At 70.6% G+C, this 18,431-nt stretch carries 19 protein-coding genes; 5 read left to right on the top strand and 14 right to left on the bottom strand.

What is annotated here, in order from left to right:
* Positions 1 to 31: 31 nt before the first annotated feature.
* Positions 32 to 1,072, bottom strand: a complete 1,041-nt coding sequence (gene dgcN, locus ABQJ56_RS06415) for an N-acetyltransferase DgcN (RefSeq protein ID WP_367844165.1) — start codon at positions 1,070 to 1,072, stop codon at positions 32 to 34.
* Between the two features lie 215 nt (positions 1,073 to 1,287).
* Here dgcN and ABQJ56_RS06410 point away from each other — a divergent pair, with 215 nt between their 5' ends.
* Positions 1,288 to 2,193: a LysR substrate-binding domain-containing protein gene (locus ABQJ56_RS06410; protein WP_367844164.1), complete on the top strand. Its 906-nt coding sequence runs from the start codon at positions 1,288 to 1,290 to the stop codon at positions 2,191 to 2,193.
* A 60-nt stretch (positions 2,194 to 2,253) separates the two neighbouring features.
* Here the strand turns inward: ABQJ56_RS06410 and kynU are convergent, their stop codons facing one another.
* The 3 genes from kynU to ABQJ56_RS06395 all read right to left on the bottom strand — a co-directional run bounded on the left by kynU (position 2,254) and on the right by ABQJ56_RS06395 (position 5,201).
* Positions 2,254 to 3,552, bottom strand: a complete 1,299-nt coding sequence (gene kynU / locus ABQJ56_RS06405) for a kynureninase (protein ID WP_367844163.1) — start codon at positions 3,550 to 3,552, stop codon at positions 2,254 to 2,256.
* 95 nt (positions 3,553 to 3,647) lie between these two features.
* Positions 3,648 to 4,169 (bottom strand): hypothetical protein, encoded by a 522-nt coding sequence (locus ABQJ56_RS06400; RefSeq protein WP_367844162.1) that lies wholly within the window; start codon positions 4,167 to 4,169, stop codon positions 3,648 to 3,650.
* 9 nt (positions 4,170 to 4,178) lie between these two features.
* Positions 4,179 to 5,201: an amidohydrolase family protein gene (locus tag ABQJ56_RS06395; RefSeq protein ID WP_367844161.1), complete on the bottom strand. Its 1,023-nt coding sequence runs from the start codon at positions 5,199 to 5,201 to the stop codon at positions 4,179 to 4,181.
* Positions 5,202 to 5,383: 182 nt separating this feature from the next.
* Between ABQJ56_RS06395 and ABQJ56_RS06390 the strand changes: the two genes are divergently transcribed.
* Both ABQJ56_RS06390 and ABQJ56_RS06385 read left to right on the top strand, forming a co-directional pair.
* Entirely contained in the window at positions 5,384 to 8,209 is a 2,826-nt protein-coding gene (locus ABQJ56_RS06390; RefSeq protein ID WP_367844160.1) for a serine/threonine-protein kinase, read from the top strand.
* Positions 8,206 to 8,766, top strand: a complete 561-nt coding sequence (locus ABQJ56_RS06385; RefSeq protein ID WP_367844159.1) for an ECF-type sigma factor — start codon at positions 8,206 to 8,208, stop codon at positions 8,764 to 8,766. Before ABQJ56_RS06390 ends, ABQJ56_RS06385 begins: the two co-directional genes overlap by 4 nt.
* Before the next feature lie 6 nt (positions 8,767 to 8,772).
* Here the strand turns inward: ABQJ56_RS06385 and ABQJ56_RS06380 are convergent, their stop codons facing one another.
* The 4 genes from ABQJ56_RS06380 to ABQJ56_RS06365 form a co-directional block, all read right to left on the bottom strand.
* The gene (locus ABQJ56_RS06380) at positions 8,773 to 10,839 is read right to left on the bottom strand and encodes an FUSC family protein (protein WP_367844158.1); all 2,067 of its coding nucleotides are present in this window, start codon (positions 10,837 to 10,839) and stop codon (positions 8,773 to 8,775) included.
* A gap of 70 nt (positions 10,840 to 10,909) precedes the next feature.
* On the bottom strand, positions 10,910 to 11,473 hold the full coding sequence (efpL, locus tag ABQJ56_RS06375) for an elongation factor P-like protein EfpL (protein WP_367844157.1): 564 nt from the start codon (positions 11,471 to 11,473) through the stop codon (positions 10,910 to 10,912).
* Between the two features lie 211 nt (positions 11,474 to 11,684).
* Positions 11,685 to 12,452 (bottom strand): SDR family NAD(P)-dependent oxidoreductase, encoded by a 768-nt coding sequence (locus ABQJ56_RS06370; protein ID WP_367844156.1) that lies wholly within the window; start codon positions 12,450 to 12,452, stop codon positions 11,685 to 11,687.
* A 30-nt stretch (positions 12,453 to 12,482) separates the two neighbouring features.
* Positions 12,483 to 12,767 carry a hypothetical protein gene (locus ABQJ56_RS06365; protein WP_367844155.1) on the bottom strand — a complete coding sequence of 95 codons (285 nt, stop codon included), beginning with the start codon at positions 12,765 to 12,767 and terminating at the stop codon, positions 12,483 to 12,485.
* 15 nt (positions 12,768 to 12,782) lie between these two features.
* Between ABQJ56_RS06365 and ABQJ56_RS06360 the strand changes: the two genes are divergently transcribed.
* Both ABQJ56_RS06360 and ABQJ56_RS06355 read left to right on the top strand, forming a co-directional pair.
* Complete coding sequence (locus tag ABQJ56_RS06360; RefSeq protein WP_367844154.1) at positions 12,783 to 12,998, top strand: RcnB family protein; 216 nt, start codon at positions 12,783 to 12,785, stop codon at positions 12,996 to 12,998.
* A gap of 293 nt (positions 12,999 to 13,291) precedes the next feature.
* Positions 13,292 to 13,708, top strand: coding sequence for an RcnB family protein (locus tag ABQJ56_RS06355; protein WP_367844153.1), 417 nt, complete (start codon positions 13,292 to 13,294; stop codon positions 13,706 to 13,708).
* Between the two features lie 26 nt (positions 13,709 to 13,734).
* On the opposite strand, the gene ABQJ56_RS06350 is transcribed toward ABQJ56_RS06355, so the two are convergent.
* The 6 genes from ABQJ56_RS06350 to ABQJ56_RS06325 form a co-directional block, all read right to left on the bottom strand.
* Positions 13,735 to 14,298: a GNAT family N-acetyltransferase gene (locus ABQJ56_RS06350; RefSeq protein WP_367844152.1), complete on the bottom strand. Its 564-nt coding sequence runs from the start codon at positions 14,296 to 14,298 to the stop codon at positions 13,735 to 13,737.
* 13 nt (positions 14,299 to 14,311) lie between these two features.
* Positions 14,312 to 14,914 (bottom strand): YdeI/OmpD-associated family protein, encoded by a 603-nt coding sequence (locus ABQJ56_RS06345; protein WP_367844151.1) that lies wholly within the window; start codon positions 14,912 to 14,914, stop codon positions 14,312 to 14,314.
* Between the two features lie 17 nt (positions 14,915 to 14,931).
* Positions 14,932 to 15,420 (bottom strand): GNAT family N-acetyltransferase, encoded by a 489-nt coding sequence (locus ABQJ56_RS06340; protein ID WP_367844150.1) that lies wholly within the window; start codon positions 15,418 to 15,420, stop codon positions 14,932 to 14,934.
* Positions 15,417 to 16,733: a metal-dependent hydrolase family protein gene (locus ABQJ56_RS06335; RefSeq protein ID WP_367844149.1), complete on the bottom strand. Its 1,317-nt coding sequence runs from the start codon at positions 16,731 to 16,733 to the stop codon at positions 15,417 to 15,419. Before ABQJ56_RS06335 ends, ABQJ56_RS06340 begins: the two co-directional genes overlap by 4 nt.
* 62 nt (positions 16,734 to 16,795) lie before the next feature.
* Positions 16,796 to 17,698: a hydroxymethylglutaryl-CoA lyase gene (locus ABQJ56_RS06330; RefSeq protein ID WP_367844148.1), complete on the bottom strand. Its 903-nt coding sequence runs from the start codon at positions 17,696 to 17,698 to the stop codon at positions 16,796 to 16,798.
* Between the two features lie 8 nt (positions 17,699 to 17,706).
* The gene (locus ABQJ56_RS06325; RefSeq protein ID WP_367844147.1) at positions 17,707 to 18,420 is read right to left on the bottom strand and encodes an alanyl-tRNA editing protein; all 714 of its coding nucleotides are present in this window, start codon (positions 18,418 to 18,420) and stop codon (positions 17,707 to 17,709) included.
* Positions 18,421 to 18,431 lie beyond the last annotated feature (11 nt).

Raw genomic sequence — 18,431 nt, 5'->3', positions numbered from 1 at the left:
CAGGCCACGGAGGGAGCACTATGCCGGATGTTCAACCCGGGAAGCATGCGACGAGGTTGTCCACGATGGCCTCGACGCCCATGGTGACCGGATCCTGGCAGGGCAGCCCGAACAGCGCGCCGACCCGCCCGCAGGCGGCCTGCGCCTCGTGCGTCGGCATCTTCGACGTGTTCAGCGCGATGCCGACGGGCCGTACCGCGGGATTGGTCAGGCGTGCGGCGGCAAGGTTGGCCTCCATGCAGGCCACCAGCTCCGGGATCGGGTAATGCGGCAGGCCGCGCATGTGCTGCCGCGTCGGCTCGTGGCAGAGCACGATGGCGTCGGGCTGCGAGCCATGCAGCAGGCCCAGCGACACGCCGGCGTAGGAGGGATGGAACAGCGAGCCCTGGCCTTCGATCAGGTCCCAGCCACCGTCCGCCCGTGCCGGCGAGATGGCCTCGGCGGCGCCCGAGATGAAATCCGCCACCACCGCATCCACCGGTATGCCCGCGCCGGCGATCAGGACGCCGGTCTGTCCGGTGGCGCGGAAATCCGCCGCATGGCCGCGTGCGCGCAGCGAGCGCTCCAGCGCCAGCGTGGTGTACATCTTGCCGACCGAGCAGTCCGTGCCCACCGTGAGCAGGCGCCTGCCGGCGCGCGGCTTGCCGTTGCCGACCGGGATGTTCGGGCCGGGGGCGCGCGCGTCGAACAATGCGCGGCCGTTGCGGCGCGCGGCCGCCACGATGTCGGCGTTGTCGCGCAGCTTGTGGTGCAGGCCGGAGACCACGTTGAGCCCGGCGTCCAGCGCGGCGACGGCGTCGGCGACGATCTCCGGGCCCATCACGCCGCCGGCGTTCGCCGCGCCGATCACCATGGTGTCGGCGCCCCGGGCCTTGGCCTGGGCAAAGCCGAGGTCGGGCAGGCCCAGCGTCACCGCGCAATCGGGGCGGCGGTGCTGGCCGAGGCAATGCTCGGCCCGCCAATATGCCAGCCCGCGTGCCGTCTTGATCGAGAGGTCGTCGGTCGCGCTGCCCAGGTACAGCAGGTACGGCGGCCCCCACCGGACTGCGGTTTCTGCTCCTTGGTTCGACATGTGGCTGGGGCTCCGTGGGTTGCGCGCCGCGGCGAGCATAGTCATGGGCGGATGCGCGTCGCCAATGAAAAGACGGGCAGATGGCATAACCGGTGGTTGTGGATGCGGCATGTCGTGCGACATGGCGGATCCGTGCCGCCTGCATGGTTTGCCTGCGAAAACGCAATGTGTTGCACTCGGCGCGGACGGTCGCCGCGAACCGGACGGGGAGAGACATGCGCCTGCGCTACATCGAGCTGTTCCATGCCGTGCTGAGCACTGGCAGCCTGACCGGCGCGGCGAACCTCCTGAACATCTCGCAGCCCGCCGCGAGCAAGGCGCTGCAGCAGGCGGAGAACCACCTGGGCTTTCCCCTGTTCAGCCGCGTCCGCGGCCGCCTGCAGCCCACGCAGCAGGCGCTGCTGATGCGCCATCACATCGACCGCATCATGCGCGAGATGTACGACCTGCAACGCCTCTCGGCGAACATCACCCGGCCCGAGAGCCATCCGCTGCGCGTCACCTGCACGCCCACGATGGCGCAGATGCTGGTGCCCGACGCGATCGCCCGGCTGGGCAAGGTCTACCCCGGCACCATCGTCGAGCTGTACACCCAGCATTCGGCGGCCATGTGCGAGTCGCTGATGCTGCGCGAGAGCGACATCGGCCTCACCCTGCAGGACATGAGTCACCACGGCCTGCTGGAGCAGCCGCTGTGCGGCGGCAACGTGATGGTGATCGCGCCGCCGGGCTGGTGGTCGGCGCGCGAACTCGACAAGCCCTTGCCGATAGCCGCGCTGGCCGGCCAGCCGATGATAGGCATCACCGTGGCGGACGCGCTGGGCAACATGCTGCAAGGCCATCTCGCCAAGGTCGATCCCGCGCCGCGCATCAACGTATGGGTGCAGACCTACCAGCTGGCGTGCGCGCTGGTCGCGCGCGGCGGCGGTCTGGCGCTGGTGGATCCCTTCACCGCGCGGTGCAGCAAGGAGCCGGTGCAGATGCGCCCGCTGAAACTGCAGCTGGACGTCACCCTGCGCGCCGTCTACCGGCCGGACAGTCCCTTGAACGGCGTGCAGACGCGCTTCCTCGACTACGTGCACGAGTTCGCGCAGGGCTTGCTGACCGCGGCATCGACTTGAACCGGCTCCGGGTGCCTGCTCAATGTTTCCAAATCGCCCGCGTCATGCGAATCGCCCGCGTCATGCGGAGATATCGGACCGGCTCCAGGCCTGGCTCCACGCGCGCACCGCTTCCGCGAACACCAGGCAATCCGCGAAGCGGTTGTACAGCGGGGCCGGCGAGATGCGGATGACATCGGGCTCGCGCCAGTCGCCGACCACGCCGTGTTCCACCAGGTGGTCGAACAGGGCGCGGCCGCGCTCGCGCCCACCGCGAACGCGGATGGAAAGCTGCGCGCCGCGATGGGCGGGATCGGCGGGCGTGAGCACGTCCAGCACCCCGGCGAGTTGCGTCCGCACCAGCCATTCCAGGTAGCCGGTGAGCTGCAGCGACTTCTCGCGCAGCCGTGCCATGCCGGCGCGGTGGAAGATTTCCAGCGACACGCGCAGCGGGGCCAGCGCGAGGATGGGCGGGTTGGACAGCTGCCAGCCGTCGGCGCCGGGCGTGGGCACGAACTCGGGGCCCATGCGGAAGCGGGTGGTCTTGTCGTGGCCCCACCAGCCGGCGAAGCGCGGCAACACGGCACGTGCGTGGCGCTCGTGCACGAAGGCGCCACCGACCGCGCCGGGCCCGCTGTTGAGGTACTTGTAGCTGCACCAGACCGCGAAGTCGGCGCCGCTGTCGTGCAGTCGCAGCGGCAGGTTGCCCACGGCGTGGGCGAGGTCGAAGCCGACGTGGCAGCCGTGCTTGTGTCCCAGTGCGGCGATGGCCTTGAGATCGAAGGCCTGGCCGGTGCGGTACTGCACGCCGGGCAGCATCACCAGCGCGATGCGCGAGCCGTGCTCGGCCAGCGCGCGTTCGATCGCGGCCATCGACAGCGTGCCGTTCGGCTCGTCGGCTTCCAGCTCGATCAGCGCGCTGGCCGGGTCGAAGCCGTGGAAGCGGATCTGCGATTCCAGCGCGTAGCGGTCGGTGGGGAAGGCGCCGGCCTCCATCAGGATCGCGGGGCGCGCGGCGGTGGGGCGGTAGAAGCTCACCATCATCAGGTGCAGGTTCACGCCCAGCGTGTTCATCGCCACCACTTCGGACGGCTGCGCGCCGACCACCTCGGCGAGGTGGTCGCGCACGAATTCGTGGTAGTCCATCCACGGCAGGCGGCCCTTGAAGTGGCCTTCCACGCCGAGCTGCGCCCAGTCGTCAAGCTCGGCGGCCAGCGCGGCGCGCACCGCGCGCGGCTGCAGGCCCAGCGAGTTGCCGCAGAAGTATGCGCAGTCGCGGCCCTCGTGCGGCGGGATCAGGAACTCGTCGCGGAATGCGCGCAGCGGGTCGGCGGCATCGGCGGCTTCGGCCCAGGCGATGGTGGCTTGGAAGTCGGACATCGGTGATTCCTGCGTGGGGCGCCGACCGTAGGAGCGGCTTCAGCCACGACCCCGGCGTTGTATCGCGGCTAAAGGTATCGCGGCTGAAGCCGCTCCTACTTCAACCGCGCGGCGATCGCGTCGCAGCCGCGGTCGAAGGCGGCGATCCAGGCGGCGCCGGCCTGGCTCTGGGCGGGGCGCACGCAGCGCAGCTGGATCGCGTGGCCGTCCCGGTACCAGTAGCGCTCGCGGTAGCTGGAGGCCACGCCGGCGTCGCGCGCGGTGTAGCTGAAGCTGTTGGGTTCGGGCGCCTTGGCCGCGGCCTGGTAGCCGGGCAGCGCCATCGCCGCGGCGGTGGCCTGGTCCATGTAGCCGCGGAAGCCGTTGATGTCGGGCTCCTGCTTCACCGTCACCGTGACGCGGGCCAGCGTGCTGCGGCCGGTGGGCGAGGGATCGGGCACCTGGAACACGCGTACTTCCGGATCGCCGTCGGTCTGCATGATGTCCAGCCAGCCGTCCGGGGTGCTGAAGTTCACGCTGCCGTTGGCCATGCTGACATCGGCGGCCGAGGACGGGGCGGTTGCCAGCAGGCCGGCGGCGAGCGCGACGGCGATGACGGTGGAGCGCAGAAGGGCCATGCGAAGTCCTCAGACGGTGGTGGCGGATGCGAAGCGGTGCCTGGGCAGGCCCAGCCATTCCAGCGCGGTGCCGTGGAACAGGCGCGCGCGGTCGGCATCGTCCAGCCCAAGGGCCTCGATGCCGCTGCCGGGTTCCTGTTCCCCCAGCGGGAAAGGATAGTCGGTGCCCAGCATCACCTGCTCGACGCCGGTCACATCCAGCAACCACCGCAGCGCCCGGTCGTCGTGCACGCAGGAGTCGAAATAGAAGCGCTTCAGGTATTCGCGCGGGTTGCGCGGGTTGTCGGTGGCCACCAGGTCGGGGCGCATCTTGAAGCCGTGCTCGATGCGGCCGATCGTCCAGGGGAAGCTGCCGCCGCCATGGGCCAGCATCACGCGCAGCCGGGGCAGGCGCTCCAGCACGCCGCCGAAGGCGAGGCAGCAGGCCGCGCGCGCCTGCTCGGCCGGCATGCCCACCAGCCACGGCAGCCAGTACTTCGGCATGCCGGCCATGCCCATCATGTCCCACGGGTGCACCAGCACGGCGGCGCCGAGGTCGGCGGCGGCCTCGAAGAACGGGAACAGCTCCGGCGCGTCCAGGTTCCAGTCGTTGCAGTGCGAGCCGACCTGCACGCCCTGCAGGCCCAGTTCGTCGATGCAGCGCTCCAGCTCGCGGATGGCCAGGCTCGGCGCCTGCAGCGGCACGGTGCCGATGCCGGCGTAGTGGCGCGGGAAGTCGCGGCAGATGCCGGCCATGTGGTCGTTGAGGTGGCGGTGCAGCTCCAGCGCCTGGTGCCCCGGCGCCCAGTACGAGAACAGCACCGGCACGGTGGAGATCACCTGCACGTCGACGCCGAAGCGGGCGTAGTCGTCGATGCGGGTCTGCGGGTCGAACGCGGAGTCCCACACCTCGCGAAAGAACTTGCCGTCCTTGTAGATGCGGTGGCGGCCGTCGGTGTGGGTCATCGCCGGGAAGCGTTCGTCGCCGTACTTGGCGGCGAGGTTGGGCCAGTCGCGGGGCAGGATGTGGGCGTGGGTGTCGATCTTGAGCATCCGGCGAGTGTAGAGCGCCGGCCTGCCTGCGTCGTGCCGCGAGCGCACATCGGGGGCCGCTCCCGGGGAGGCTGGCCATCGCCAGCCTGGCCCGGCCAGGCACATGCGCACGGCGATGGCGGGAGCCTATACTCCGGGAGTCCGAAAGCGCGTCAAGGAGCGAGGCGCACAGGGGGACTGCAGTGAACGAGGAACGTCGATTACGTTACCTCCGCGCGAAACCGATCGCATTGGCTGCGCTGGATCTGGTCGAAACGGAGCGAGAGCCCTACGTCGCCGCGAACTGCGGCGGCGACGAGACCCTGCGCAACGAAGTGCGCTGGATGCTGGAGGCCGCCGAGGCGACCGTGGGCTGCAGCCTGCCGCGGCTGGCCGCGGCGCCGCAGGTGGTCGGCACCACGATCAACGCGGCGGGCAGCAGCGGCTACCGCATCCTGCGCCGCCTGGGCGAGGGCGGCGGCGGCGTGGTCTACCTGGCCGAGCGGGCGCTGGGCGAGGGGACGCCGGACGAGTTGCGCCAGCAGGTGGCGATCAAGTTCCTGCATGCCGGCGGCATCTCCGGGCACGAACCGCTGCGGCGTTTCGCGGAGGAGCGCCGCATCCTCGCCACGCTCAACCATCCCAACATCGCGCACCTGATCGACGGTGGCACCACCAGCGACGGTCGCTCGTTCCTGGCGCTGGAATACGTGCAGGGCGAGCGCATCGACCGCTGGTGCGAGCGCCAGAACCTGCCGTTGCGCGAGCGGGTGGCCCTGTTCCTCAAGGTGTGCGCGGCCGTGCATTACGCGCATCAGCACCTGGTGATCCACCGCGACCTCAAGCCCGGCAACATCCTGGTGACCGACGAGGGCGAGCCCAAGCTGCTGGACTTCGGCATCGCCCGGCTGCTCGACCATGTCGGCGGCGTGGCGGCCACGCGGACGCAGACCGACATGCGCAGCCTGACCCTGGCCTACGCCAGCCCCGAGCAGCTGCACGGCCGGCCGCTGGGCACCGGCGCCGACGTGTGGTCGCTGGGCGTGGTGCTGTACCAGCTGGTCTGCGGCGTGCGCCCGTTCGGCGACGGCGACGAGGTTTCGCCGGTGAGGCTGTCGCAGGCCATCGATACCGGCAAGCTGCTGCCGCCGAGCCGGCGCCTGCGCAAATCCGACGTGACGTCGCTGCGGCGCGAGGTGCCGGCCGACATCGACGCCATCGTGATGAAGTCGCTGCGGCGCGATCCCTGCGAGCGCTACGCGGGCGTGGACGCGCTGGCCGCCGACCTGCAGCGCTACCTCACCGCGCGGCCGGTGCGCGCCCGGCAAGGCGCGGCCTGGTATCGCGCGCGCCTGTTCCTGCGCCGGCATGCGGTGGGCGCCAGCGCGGCAGCGCTGGTGCTGGCCTTGCTGGTGTCCTTCGCGACGCAGCGGATGCAGCAGATGCGGCGGCTTGAACTGGAGCGCGACAAGACGGCGGCGATCGCCGGCTTCCTGCAGGACCTGTTCGAGAACGCCGACCCCACCCATGCGCAGGGCAGCAAGGTCACGGTGCGCGAAGTGCTCGACCGCGGCGCGGCCACCCTGATGTCGCAACGGGGCATCGCGGCGCCGGTGCGGGTCAGCCTGCTGCTGTCGATGGCGCGCTCGTACAACCAGCTCGGCCTCGGTGGCCAGGCGATTCCGCTGCTGCAGGAGGCACGCAAGCTGCAGGCCTCCTACGACGCCGACGCGCTGGAGCGCGGGCGGGTGCTGGCGGCGCTGGGGCGCGCCTATTCCACCGTGATCAACCTGGCGGCGGCGATTCCGCTCGATCGCGAAGCCATGGCGCTGCTGGCACGGGCGCCCGGCAACCATGCCGACGAGATCCTGCGGGTGCGCATCAACCTGCTCTACAGCGAACTGGGTGGGCCGGCCGGGACGGCCGGGTCGATCGCGCGCGAAACGCGCCAGATACTCGCCTCGCTCGACGCGCGCACGCCGCCGGATCGCGAGCTGCATCTGCAGGCCGAGGCCGTGCTGGCGATGGCACAGGGCTCGATGGATGACGACGCCGGCGCGATCGCCAGCGCGCGGCAGGCGCTGGATGAGGCGCAGCGCCTGTACGTGAAGGATGACCCCGCGCTGGTCTACTACCGCTTCGTGCTGGCGCTGGTGTCGATGCGCCAGGACCCCGCCGGCTCGCTGAAGCTGTTCCGGCGCGCGGTTGCCGACTACGACCGGCAGGTGGGCTCGGCCGGCCCCGGCATGTCCGGGCTGCTTACCTGTTTCGGCGTGGCGCTGGCCCGATCCGGCAGCCTGCCGGATGCACGCGACGCGCTGGAGCGTTCCGCGCAACTGGTGCACTCCTTCGCCGGCGAATCGCCCGATTTCGAGCTGTACACGCTGACCGAGCTGGCGAAGGTGTACATGCAGACGGGGCGCGGCGCCGATGCCGTCGCCTTGCTGCAGCCGCAGCTGCCCCGGCTGGCCGCGCGTGCGCGCAGCGGCCTGGCGTGGGCGCAGGACAACCGCGCCAGTGCCCTGATCGTGCTGGGCGAAGCGGCGCTGGCGCGCGGCGAGGCGTCCGCCGCTGCACAGGACTTCGGCGCGGCGCAGGCGCAGCTGGGCGCGCGCGGGTCGCGGGAGCGGCCGGATGCCTGGGGCCGTGCGCTGGCCGGGCAGGGTGAAGCGGCCTTGCATGACGGACACTCCGGCCAGGCGGCGCAATGGCTGGCCCGGCTGACGGCCTTCAACCGCGCGAGCAAGGCGGCGCCCACGGATCCGCGGGCGCTCGATGCAGCAAGCCTGGACGCCAGGCTGCGCCAGGTGCGCAGCGGCACGATGCCGCTTGCCGCAGGAACCAGGCGGACACCCGGGTCGCCGGCGCGCGGCAGGGACTGCCGCCCCCGGGCGATGGCAGCCCGGCCATTGCCGGACGGCTTGCCCATGCCGGGCGGTCCGGCAGTCGATTCGTCATCGGTGCCGTGTCACGATCCGCTGCTCGTGGTCGCCGAGAAGGCGACCGGCGGAACAGGAGCGAGACATTGAACGACACGGTCGAAGTGACCCGGCTGCTGCACGACGCCCAGGCGGGCGATCCGGTAGCCCTGAACGAGGCCTTGCGCCAGATGTACGACGCGCTGCACGGCATCGCCCGCGCCCAGCTCGGCAACGAGCAGATGGAGCGCACGCTGAGCGCCACGGCCCTGGTCAACGAGGCCTATCTGAAGGTCTTCGGCGGCACGCAGGCGCCGGACTGGGCGAATCGCCGCCACCTGCTGGGCGTGGCGGCACGCGCGATGCGCGAAGTGCTGGTGGATTCGGCGCGCCGTCGCAATGCCGCCAAGCGGCCGCGCGAGACCGACCGCCTGCAGATCACCGAAATCTCCATGGAGCTGTCCGACGGGGTCGACTACAGCGCCCTGGTCGAGTGCCTGGACCTGCTGGCCACGCTGGACCGCCGCCAGGCGGACATCGTGGCGATGCGTTTCTTCATGGGCATGAGCGCCGAACAGATCGCGACGGCGCTGGAGATCTCCACCAGCACGGTGCAGCGCGAGTGGCGGCTGGCGCGGGCCTGGTTGCAGCGCGAACTGGCCGGCTGACCGGGGTCAGGCGTTTCCGGTAGCGGGATACGCACGCCGCAGCACGTGGGCCAGCGTGTCGATGTTGTCGGTCAGGCGGTCGCCGAGCCGGACCAGCGACTCGGCTTCGGCCTGTCCGCCGGCCTGCCGCAACGCGGCGGGGAGTGCCTGCTGCAGGGCGCGCAGGTCGGGCAGCGCATCGGGGGCGCGTCGCTCGCGCAGGGCGGTGGCGATCGCCTGCACGGCATCCGCGCAGGTGGCGACGAACGCGTTCATGGCGGCGGGCCGCGACGGCGATGCCTCGCCCAGCGCCTCCAGTGCCATCGCGGTGCGCGCCAGCCGGTTGCCGTTGGCGAACAGCGCACGGGCCAGTTCCAGCAGCGAGCGCGGCGTCCCCGGCTCTGCCCGCATGCGTTCGAGCGAGGCGAGCGCATTGCTGCGCGCGGTGCGCGCCAGGCTGCGCGTCTCGCGCTGCGCCTCGCGCTGCTCCGGCACGGCCAGCGCGCGCAGGTAGCCGGCATAGGCACCCAGCATCTCGGCGAGTGCATCGTGCGCGCGGCCGCGCTCCCAGGTCGGCCACGCCAGGTAGGCGAGCATCGCCATGCCGCAGCCGAGCGCGGTGTTGATCACGCGGTCGGTCACCGCCACGCCGGAGTCGACGCCTTCGTACGCGAGCAGGATCACCACGGTGCCGGTGAGCGCGGCCACCGCGATGCCGTAGTGCGCGTTGGCCAGCCAGCGGAACCCCATGCACAGCAGCGCCATCAGCGCGAGGTGCGCCCACGGCGAATCCGGCGTGAGGTGCAGCAGCGCGGTGGTCAGCACCAGGCCGAGCACCGTGCCCACCACGCGCAGCAGCCCGAAGTTGAAGGTGGCGGAGAAATCCGATCGCAGCACGATCGCGGTGGTCATCGGCAGCCAGTAGCCATGCGGCAGCGCCAGCAGGCGCGAGACCAGCAGCGCCGCGCTGAGGCAGACCGCCATGCGCACGGCATGGCGAAACGCCACCGAGCGCGGCGTGAGGTTGGCGCGCAGCATGGCGCGCGCCGAGCCGCTTTGCAGGGTGCGCGGCAACCGGGTTTCCGCCGCCGCCGCCCGCAGCTCGCCGCGACTGCCCGCCCAGTTCGCGTTGCGCACGGCGGCGGCGAGCTGGCCGTCCAGATGCATGGCCAGGCCGCCGGCGCCTGCACCGTGGTCGAGCCCGGACGATGCCCGGTCACGCATGGCGGCCAGCGCGCGCTCCGCCTCGCGGGGTGGTTCGCCGGCTTCCAGCGCGTGCGCGACCGCCTCCAGCACGCGGGCGGCGTCGTCGCGGTCGCGCGCGTGCGCGACGGGGCCGGCATGCAGCTCGGGCAGCGCGGTCAGCTCCAGCCGGATGCGCTCGGCCAGCTCCAGCAACACGGCGAATGCTTCCATCGCGCGGCCGTGCGCGCGATCGCGGCCGAGCAGGGTGTGCTGCAGCGAAGTCATCGCGTCGGTCAGCGCGAGGTTCGCGTCATCGTCCTGGTTCGGCTGTCGCGCCAGCGCGGCGAGGCCGGCGTACACCCCGGCCAGCGCATGGCGTTCCGGCCGGTAGCGCTGCAGCGGCCAGGCGGCCACCGCGAACAGGGTGAGCAGCAGGCCGCCGCAGGCGATCAGGCCGGAAGCGAGCAGGGCGTCCCCGGACGAGATCGGCGTGGCGGCGGCGATCACCAGCAGGATCATGCTGGTCATGCCCACGCGCGCGGCGTCCGCGCCGAACACCACCAGCATGCCGCCGCAGAAGCCGAACGCGGCGGTGGCCAGCAGCATCGGCAGCAACTGGCCGCCGATGGTGAAGCCCAGCAGTGCGGCCAGCCCCGCCACCAGCGCCGCCAGCAGCAGGCGGCGCATGCGCTGGCGATAGGGGCCGGGCTGGTCGGAGAACATCGTGTCCAGCGCGCCGGCGGCCACGCCCAGGCCGACCTCCGGGAAGCCCGTGGCCAGCCCTGCGCCCAGCGGCAATACCACCGCGAGGGTATTGCGCAGCACCACCCACAGCGGCACGTCCGGCCGCTTGATGAGCGTCAGGCTTTCGACGAGCTGGGTGCGCAGGGAGTAGCCGCTGGCGGGCATGGAGCAACGCTCGATGGCGGGGGAGTGGCGAGTATGGCAAAAACCGTCCGCGGCCCACCGGTCGCGTGGCTCAGGCCCTGCCGGCGAATTCCCCGGTCAGCGTGTTGACCCACACCTTCTCGTCGTTGGTGATGTATTCGGGTACCTGGATCTCCACGCCGGTGTTGAGCTTGGCCGGCTTGGTGCGCTTGGTGGCGCTGGCGCCCTTCAGCTCCGGCGCGGTGTCCACCACGGTGAGCACCACGCTGGTGGGCACCTGCAGGCCCACCGGCGCGTCGTCGATCAGCTGCACGTAGAAACCTTCCACGTCCTCCACGACGTAGCCGGCGTTGTCGCCGACCAGTTCCGGGCCGAGCAGGTACTGGGTGTAGTCCTCCGCGTCCATGAACACGAAGGCCTCGCCGTCCTTGTAGGAGAAGTTCGCGGCGCGGCGCACCAGGTCCATTTCCTTCAGGTCGTCGTCGGCACGCAGGCTGAGGTCGAACTTGCGACCGCCGGGGATCGAATACAGGGTGAAGCGGAACGTGACATTGCCGCCGCGCGCGGTGGGCGAGCTGCGCTCGATGTCGCGCACCTGGTACACGGTGCCTTCGTGTTCGACCACGTTGCCTTTCTTGACGTCGGAAGCTTTCATGGGTTGGAACCGGGTGTTGGGTGATGGAGGGCTCGTCATTCCGGTGCAGGCCGGAATCCAGTGAAATACGCCATGCGAAGCATTCGAAACAGATTTGCGTGCTTCGCACCCGTACTCGACCGGATTCCGGCCTTCGCCGGAATGACGGCAAGGGAACTGGCCCGGTGCCGTCGACCATCCTTGGCCCGCACGGGGTGGGTTCATCCTTAATCTATTTGGGTTGCAGCCGCACCGCGCCGTCGAGGCGGATCGTTTCGCCGTTGATGTAGCGGTTGGCGAGGATGAAGGCCACAGTGGCGGCGAATTCCTCGGGCCTGCCCAGACGCGAGGGAAAGGGGATCGATGCGGACAGCGACTGCTGCACGGCTTCGGGCATGCCGTCCACCATCGGCGTCCAGAAGATGCCCGGCGCGATGGTCGCCACGCGGATGCCGAAGCGCGCCAGCTCGCGCGCCATCGGCAGGGTCATGCCGACCACGCCACCCTTGGAGGCGGAGTAGGCAGCCTGGCCGATCTGGCCCTCGTAGGCGGCCACGCTGGCGGTGTTGACGATCACGCCGCGTTCGCCGTCCTCGCCCGCCTCGTTGTGCTGCATCAGCGCGGCGCCGGCCTTGGCCACGTTGAAACTGCCGACCAGGTTGACCATCACGGTAGTGGCGAAGGTGTTCAGCGGCATCGCGCCTTCCTTGCCCAGCACGCGGCCGGCGCCGAGGATGCCGGCGCAGTTCATCACCACGTTCAACCCGCCCATCGCCTCGCGCGCGGCGGCCACGCTGGCGGCCACGCCGTCTTCGCTGGTCACGTCGGTCTTGTGGAAGCGCGCGGCCTCGCCCAGCGCCTTGGCGGCGGCGTGGCCCTTCTCCTCGTTGACGTCGAACAGCGCCACCTGGCCGCCGTGGGCGACGAGGTGCTGCGCCACCGCGTGGCCGAGACCGGAGGCGCCGCCGGTGATGATCGCCTTGACCTGGTTGAGCTGCATGATTGGGATATTCCGTGGAAGCCGAAACCATTATGTTAGCGCAGCGTCAAAGCCCAATGATGACCGAACGAGGGCGGTGGGGCTGCCTTCGAATTCACGCCAGGTTTGGGAGACTTGGCGGATTGTGGCCACACCGCGGTCCGGCCCGCACAGGATCGAGGGGGGCATGCCAAGGCATGCGTATCCGATGGATTTCCAATTGAGGAGGTTTCCATGAAAAAGGTTATCGGCGCGTTCGTGTTGTGCGGTTCCTTGCTGGCTTCGAGCGGCGCTGCGTTCGCGCAGGGATATGGACAGGATCAGCATCAGCATCATGGCCAGTATCACGGCATGTACGATCAAGGCCGCCACGAGGGCTGGTACAAGAAGGGCGGCCACGTGCCACAGGCCTATCGCGGCCGGCAGTACGTGGTGACCGACTGGCGCCATTCGCACCTGCGCCAGCCGCCGCGCGGCTATCACTGGGTGCGCAGTGACAATGGCGACTTCCTGCTGGTGGCGATCACCACCGGCGTGATCGCCAGCATCATTGCCGCCAGTCACTGAGGTCGCCTGCGAGGCCCTGTCGATCCCCGGGGGATCGGCAGGGCCTCGTCCGGTGCGGATCCGTGATTCGTTCGCGCGTGGTCGCCCGGCATGCGGGACCGGGACGGCGACGTCGGCTTCGCGTCGACCGCGCTCAGTACCCTATTTTTCTATTTTTCTGGGGCAGGTGCTGGATGCCGGTTCAGGCCGGCGGCCGGCCTGTTGGTCGCCTGGTGACGGATCGCGCATTGGCGCCAGGCGGTTGCATATACGATGAGGGTGGGCCGCATGGCTCATTCGGAGGAATCGGACGCATGAAGAAACTGCTTGTTCTGGCTGCCGCCTGCGGCGTGACGCTGATGCTGGCCAGTGGCGCCGCGCTGGCGCAGGATCACGGGAACGACTGGGGGCACGACCATGATCACCACCAGCAGGACCATGGCCATCATGATCGCGGGCACGACGATGATCGTGACCACGGGCATGGCGACGGCCACGCCTATGGTCACTACAAGAGCTGGCATGACCGCGGCATGCACGAGGGCTGGTACAGGCGCGGCGGCTACCTGCCGGCGGAATACCGCGGCCCTCGCTATGTGGTGTACGACTGGCGCGCCGCCCGTTTGCGCGAGCCGCCGCGTGGCTACCACTGGGTGCGCAGTGACACCGGCGACTTCCTGCTGGTGGCGGTCACCACCGGCGTGATCGTCGATCTGCTGCTCAACCACTGAGGCATGGCGGCCGGTGCGCCGGGCGTTCAGTCCAGCAAGGCGCGCAGCGCCGGCGTCGCGGCAATCGACTGGAACGGCATGGCAGCCGGCGGCGGAATCGTCGCCGGCTGCAAGGTCTTCTGCCACACGCCCACGTCCCACCATTGCCCCAGCTTGTAGCCGCTTTGCCGCCATACGCCGGCGGGTACGAAGCCCATCGATTCGTGCAGTGCCACGCTGGTCGTGCCGGGCAGGGTGATCACGCCTACCGCCTGGGTGAGGCCCTGCAGGCGCATCGCCTCCAGCAGGGTACCGTAGAGCCGGCGTGCGATGCCGCGGCGCTGCGCGTCGGGATGCACGTAGATCGAGGTTTCGGCGATCCAGTCGTAGGCGGCGCGTTCGCGGAAGCGGCCGGCATAGGCGTAGGCCAGCACCTCGCCACCTTCTTCCCACACCAGCCATGGATAGTGCGGCAGGCGGGCCAACAGGCGTTCGCGCATCGCCGCCACGCCGGGCACGACGTTCTCGAAGGTGGCGGTGCCGTCGCTGACATGCGGCGCATAGATCGCCTGGATGGCTGCGGCGTCTTGCTCGCGGGCGATGCGGATCATCGGCGGACGGCCCTCAGCATGTTTCGTATTTCCAGCTGCGCCGCTTGCCCTCGGCCAGCCACTCCAGCGTGGTGGCGAGGCGCCGCTGGCGGGTGGCTGCGGTTTTTGCCCCGGTGATCCAGTCGACATACTCGCGCCGGGCGCCCGGCGGGAAAGCCGTCCAGGTCTTGCGCGCGGGGGCGTGCCGCCGCTTCGCGAGCAGCGCGGCGAGATCCTCGGGCGTTACCGGCGGCGGCTTGCCGCCCGCCTTCGGGCGCGCATGCTTCACGCCGGCTTCGTTCAGGGCCATCGCCTTGCGGAGCAGGGCAGCCAGTTCCTTCTTCGGGGGCAGGTCCTTGGGCGTGGCGAGCTTGCCAAACTGGCCCATGCCGTCCCCGTCGTTGCCGCCGATGACATCTTTCGACAGCCAGAAGCCGAAGCTGCAGTGCTGCTTGAACGCGGCCATGTGGCACATCGGCGAGCCCTTGTAGCTGAAGAACGGCATGCTCCACTTGATGCCTTCCTCCACCTCGGGGCAGGCGGCATGCACCGCGGCGCGCAGCTGTTCGAGGATGGGCCGGGCGAACTCGGCGGATTCGGCGATATAGGCGTCGACGCGCGGGTCACGGGTGCTCATGGCGTCGCCTCGTCGCCTCACAGTTCACGGATGAACCAGCGGTCGCAGCCGTGATGGCCGGTGCCGCCCAGCGGGGCGCAGATCGGCACGAAGCCGCTGCGCTGATACAGCGCCTGGGCCGCATCCATGCCGGTAAGCGTCTCCAGGTAGCAGCGGCCGAAACCGTGCCCGCGCGCTGCATCGAGGCAGCGCTGCATCATGGCCGTACCGGCGCCGATGCCGCGCGCTTCCGGCAGGAAGTACATCTTGCGCAGCTCGCACACGTCCGGCTCGCCGCCGGCCAGCGGCGCCACGCCGCCGCCACCGACCACCATGCCGTCGCGCTCGACCACGAAGTAGCTGCAGCGCGGCTGTGCGTAGGCGGCGCACATCGTGTCCACCTCGGCGTCGTGGATCGCGAAGCCGGGGCCGCTGGCGCCGAACTCGGGCATCACTGCGCGGATGATCGCGGCGATCGCGGCGTCGTCGCGCGGTTCGATGGGGCGGATCAGGAAGGCTGCGCTCATGGGGTGCCCGCCGGCGTGCGGTACACCACGCCGTCCTTCATCACGAACACCGGATGCGCGAGGTCGCCGATGTGCACGCTCGGATCACCCGTGAAGGCGGCGAGGTCGGCGTGCAGGCCGGGGGCGACGCGACCGAACACGGCCTGCTGCCGGAGGATCTTCGCCGCCACGTCGGTGGCGGCGTGCAGCGCCTGCGCAGGCGTCATGCCGTCGGCCACCATCGCGGCCGGCTCGCGCCAGTTCTCGCCATGCGCGAACACGCCCACGTCGCTGCCGTTGCCGATGGTGACGCCGAGCTTGAGCGCGGTGCGGAAGGCGCGCTCGGATTCCTGCATGGCCGGCGTGGGCGCCGACTGCCCGGGCACGTAGTGCTGGAAGTACTCGGAGGTGGCCTCCACCGCGGTGAGCGTGGGCTCGTAGGCCACGCCCTTCTGCTTCATCAGGCGGAAGGTGGCCTCGCTGGCGCCGTAGCCGTGCTCGATGGTGTCCACGCCGGCCTCCACCGCGTTGCGCACGCCGGCCTCGCTGGCTGCGTGTGCGGCCACCGGGCGGCCGATCTGGTGGGCGGCCTCCACGATGGCCTTGATCTCGGCCGGCGACAGCGTGGGCATGGTTTCGCCGTGGTCGCCGACGCGGTAGTCGGCATAGAGCTTGATCCAGTCCGCGCCGCGGGCGGCCTGCTCGCGCACGGCGGCCACGGCGGCATCCACGCCGGTCACCGGCTGCGCGCCCTGCGGCAGCTCCAGGTCGGGCCGGAAGCCGCGTGGCCCCGGGCCGTAGCTGGCGGTGGCGACGATCGCGCGGGTGGCCACGAACAGGCGCGGGCCGGGAATCAGCCCTTCGTCGATGGCGCGTTTCACCGACACGTCGGCAAAGCCGGCGCCCTCGGTGCCGAGGTCGCGCAAGGTGGTGAAGCCGGCGAGCAGGGTATCGCGCGCGTGCTTCGCGGCTTCGAGCGTGCGGTAGTCCTGCGGCTCGGTGAGCACCTGGTCGTTCCACAGCGTCTCGTTGTACGGATGCAGGAACAGGTGCGAGTGCAGGTCGGTCAGGCCGGGCGTGAGCGTGGTGCCCGGCAGCTCGATGCGTTGCGCGCCGGCCGGCGCGTCGATCGACGCCGCCGGCCCCACCGCGGCGATCCTGCCGTCATGCACCAGCACGGCCCAGCCGGCATGCGCGGCGTCGCCGTCGGCGGTCCACACCCGGTCGGGCAGCAGCAGCCAGTCGCCCTTGGGCGCCGTTGCGGCGGCAGCCAGGGAACACAGCAGGAGCAGCAGGAGTGCCGTCGTCCACCGGAGCATCGGGCTTGTGCGCATCGTTCGTCCCCTTGCCAATCGAGAGGCCGATGATAGCGAGCGCGCCAGGGGTTGCGGGAAGCTCAGCCGGCGGCCGTGCGCGCCCGGGTGACGCGGCTGGCGGTGTCCTTGTGCAGTTGCGCGGCCAGCCAGGCGCCGGTGGCGACCAGCAGGTCGAGGTCGATGCCGGTCTGCATGCCCATGCCGTGCAGCATGTAGACCACGTCCTCGCTGGCCACGTTGCCGGTCGCACCCTTGGCGTAGGGGCAGCCGCCGGTGCCGGAGACCGCGCTGTCGACCACGCGCACGCCTTCTTCGAGGCAGGACAGGATGTTCGCCAGCGCCTGGCCGTAGGTGTCGTGGAAGTGCACGGCCAGTGCAGCCATCGGCACCTCCTGCGCCACCGCGCGCAGCATCGCGCGCGCCTTCGCCGGCGTGCCCACGCCGATGGTGTCGCCGAGCGAGATCTCGTGGCAGCCGAGTGCGTGCAGCCGCTTCGCCACGCGCACCACGTCGCCCACCGGCACCTCGCCCTGGTAGGGGCAGCCGAGCACGGTGGAAACGTAGCCGCGCACCGCCACGCCATCGGCCTTCGCGCGTTCCAGCACCGGCGCGAAGCGTTCGATGGATTCGTCGATGGAGGCGTTGACGTTTTTGCGGTTGAACGCCTCGCTGGCGGCGGTGAACACGGCGACCTCGCTGGCGCCTGCTTCGCGCGCCCGCGCGTAGCCCTGCAGGTTCGGCACCAGCACGGGATAGCCCACGCCCGGCACCTTGCGGATGCCGGCGAACACCTCGGCCGCGTCGGCGAGTTGCGGCACCCACTTGGGGCTGACGAAGCTGGTGGCCTCGATGGTCTTCAGGCCGGTGGAGGAGAGCCGGTCGATCAGCGCGATCTTCACCTCGGCCGGCAGCAGGGTCTTCTCGTTCTGCAGGCCGTCGCGGGCGCCGACTTCGACGATGCGGACGTGGTTGTCAGTGTTCATGGTCAGGCTCAGTCCGCGAAAGTCACGGCCACGCGTTTGTTGTGGCTGCCCTTGTTCTCGATCTTGCTCACGCGCAGCGCGCCGACTTCGCCGGTGCGCGCCACGTGGGTGCCGCCGCAGGGCTGCAGGTCCACGCCCTCGATCTCGACGAGGCGGATCTGCGGCAGGTGCAACGGCGGGGTGACCGACATGGTGCGGATCAGCTCCGGCCGCGCGGCCAGCTCGGCACCGCTGATGTGGTTGATGTGCAGCGGCGCGTCGGCGGCCACCAGGCGTTGCAGGCCGGCGGTGAGCTCGTCCGCGGCCAGCGCGATGTCGAGGCCGCCGAGGTCGAAGTCCAGCCGGCCGCCATGGTCGGTGAGGTTGCCGCCGGTGACGCCGGCCTTGATCAGCGAGCCGAGCAGGTGCAGGCCGGTATGCATGCGCATGTGGCGGTGGCGGCGTTCCCAGTCCAGCACCAGCGTGACCGCCGTGCCGGGCGCCAGCCGCGGCGCGTCGGCGGGAAGCTGGTGCAGGATCTCGCGCGTCTCGCGGTCGCGGCGGGTGTCGAGGACGGGCCAGCTGCGACCGTCGGCCAGGCGCAGCGTGCCGGTGTCGCCGGGCTGGCCGCCGCCGACCGGGTAGCAGATGGTGTCGGCCAGCACCAGGCCGCCCTCGTCGTGGCGCACGACCTGGGTCGCGCATTCGCGCAGGTAGGGATCGCGGTAGAACAGTTCGGCCACGGCGGATCTCC

The sequence above is a fragment of the Rhodanobacter geophilus genome, from assembly GCF_040812275.1.
Classification (GTDB): domain Bacteria; phylum Pseudomonadota; class Gammaproteobacteria; order Xanthomonadales; family Rhodanobacteraceae; genus Rhodanobacter_A; species Rhodanobacter_A geophilus.
This window is presented reverse-complemented; position numbering and strand designations above follow the sequence as displayed.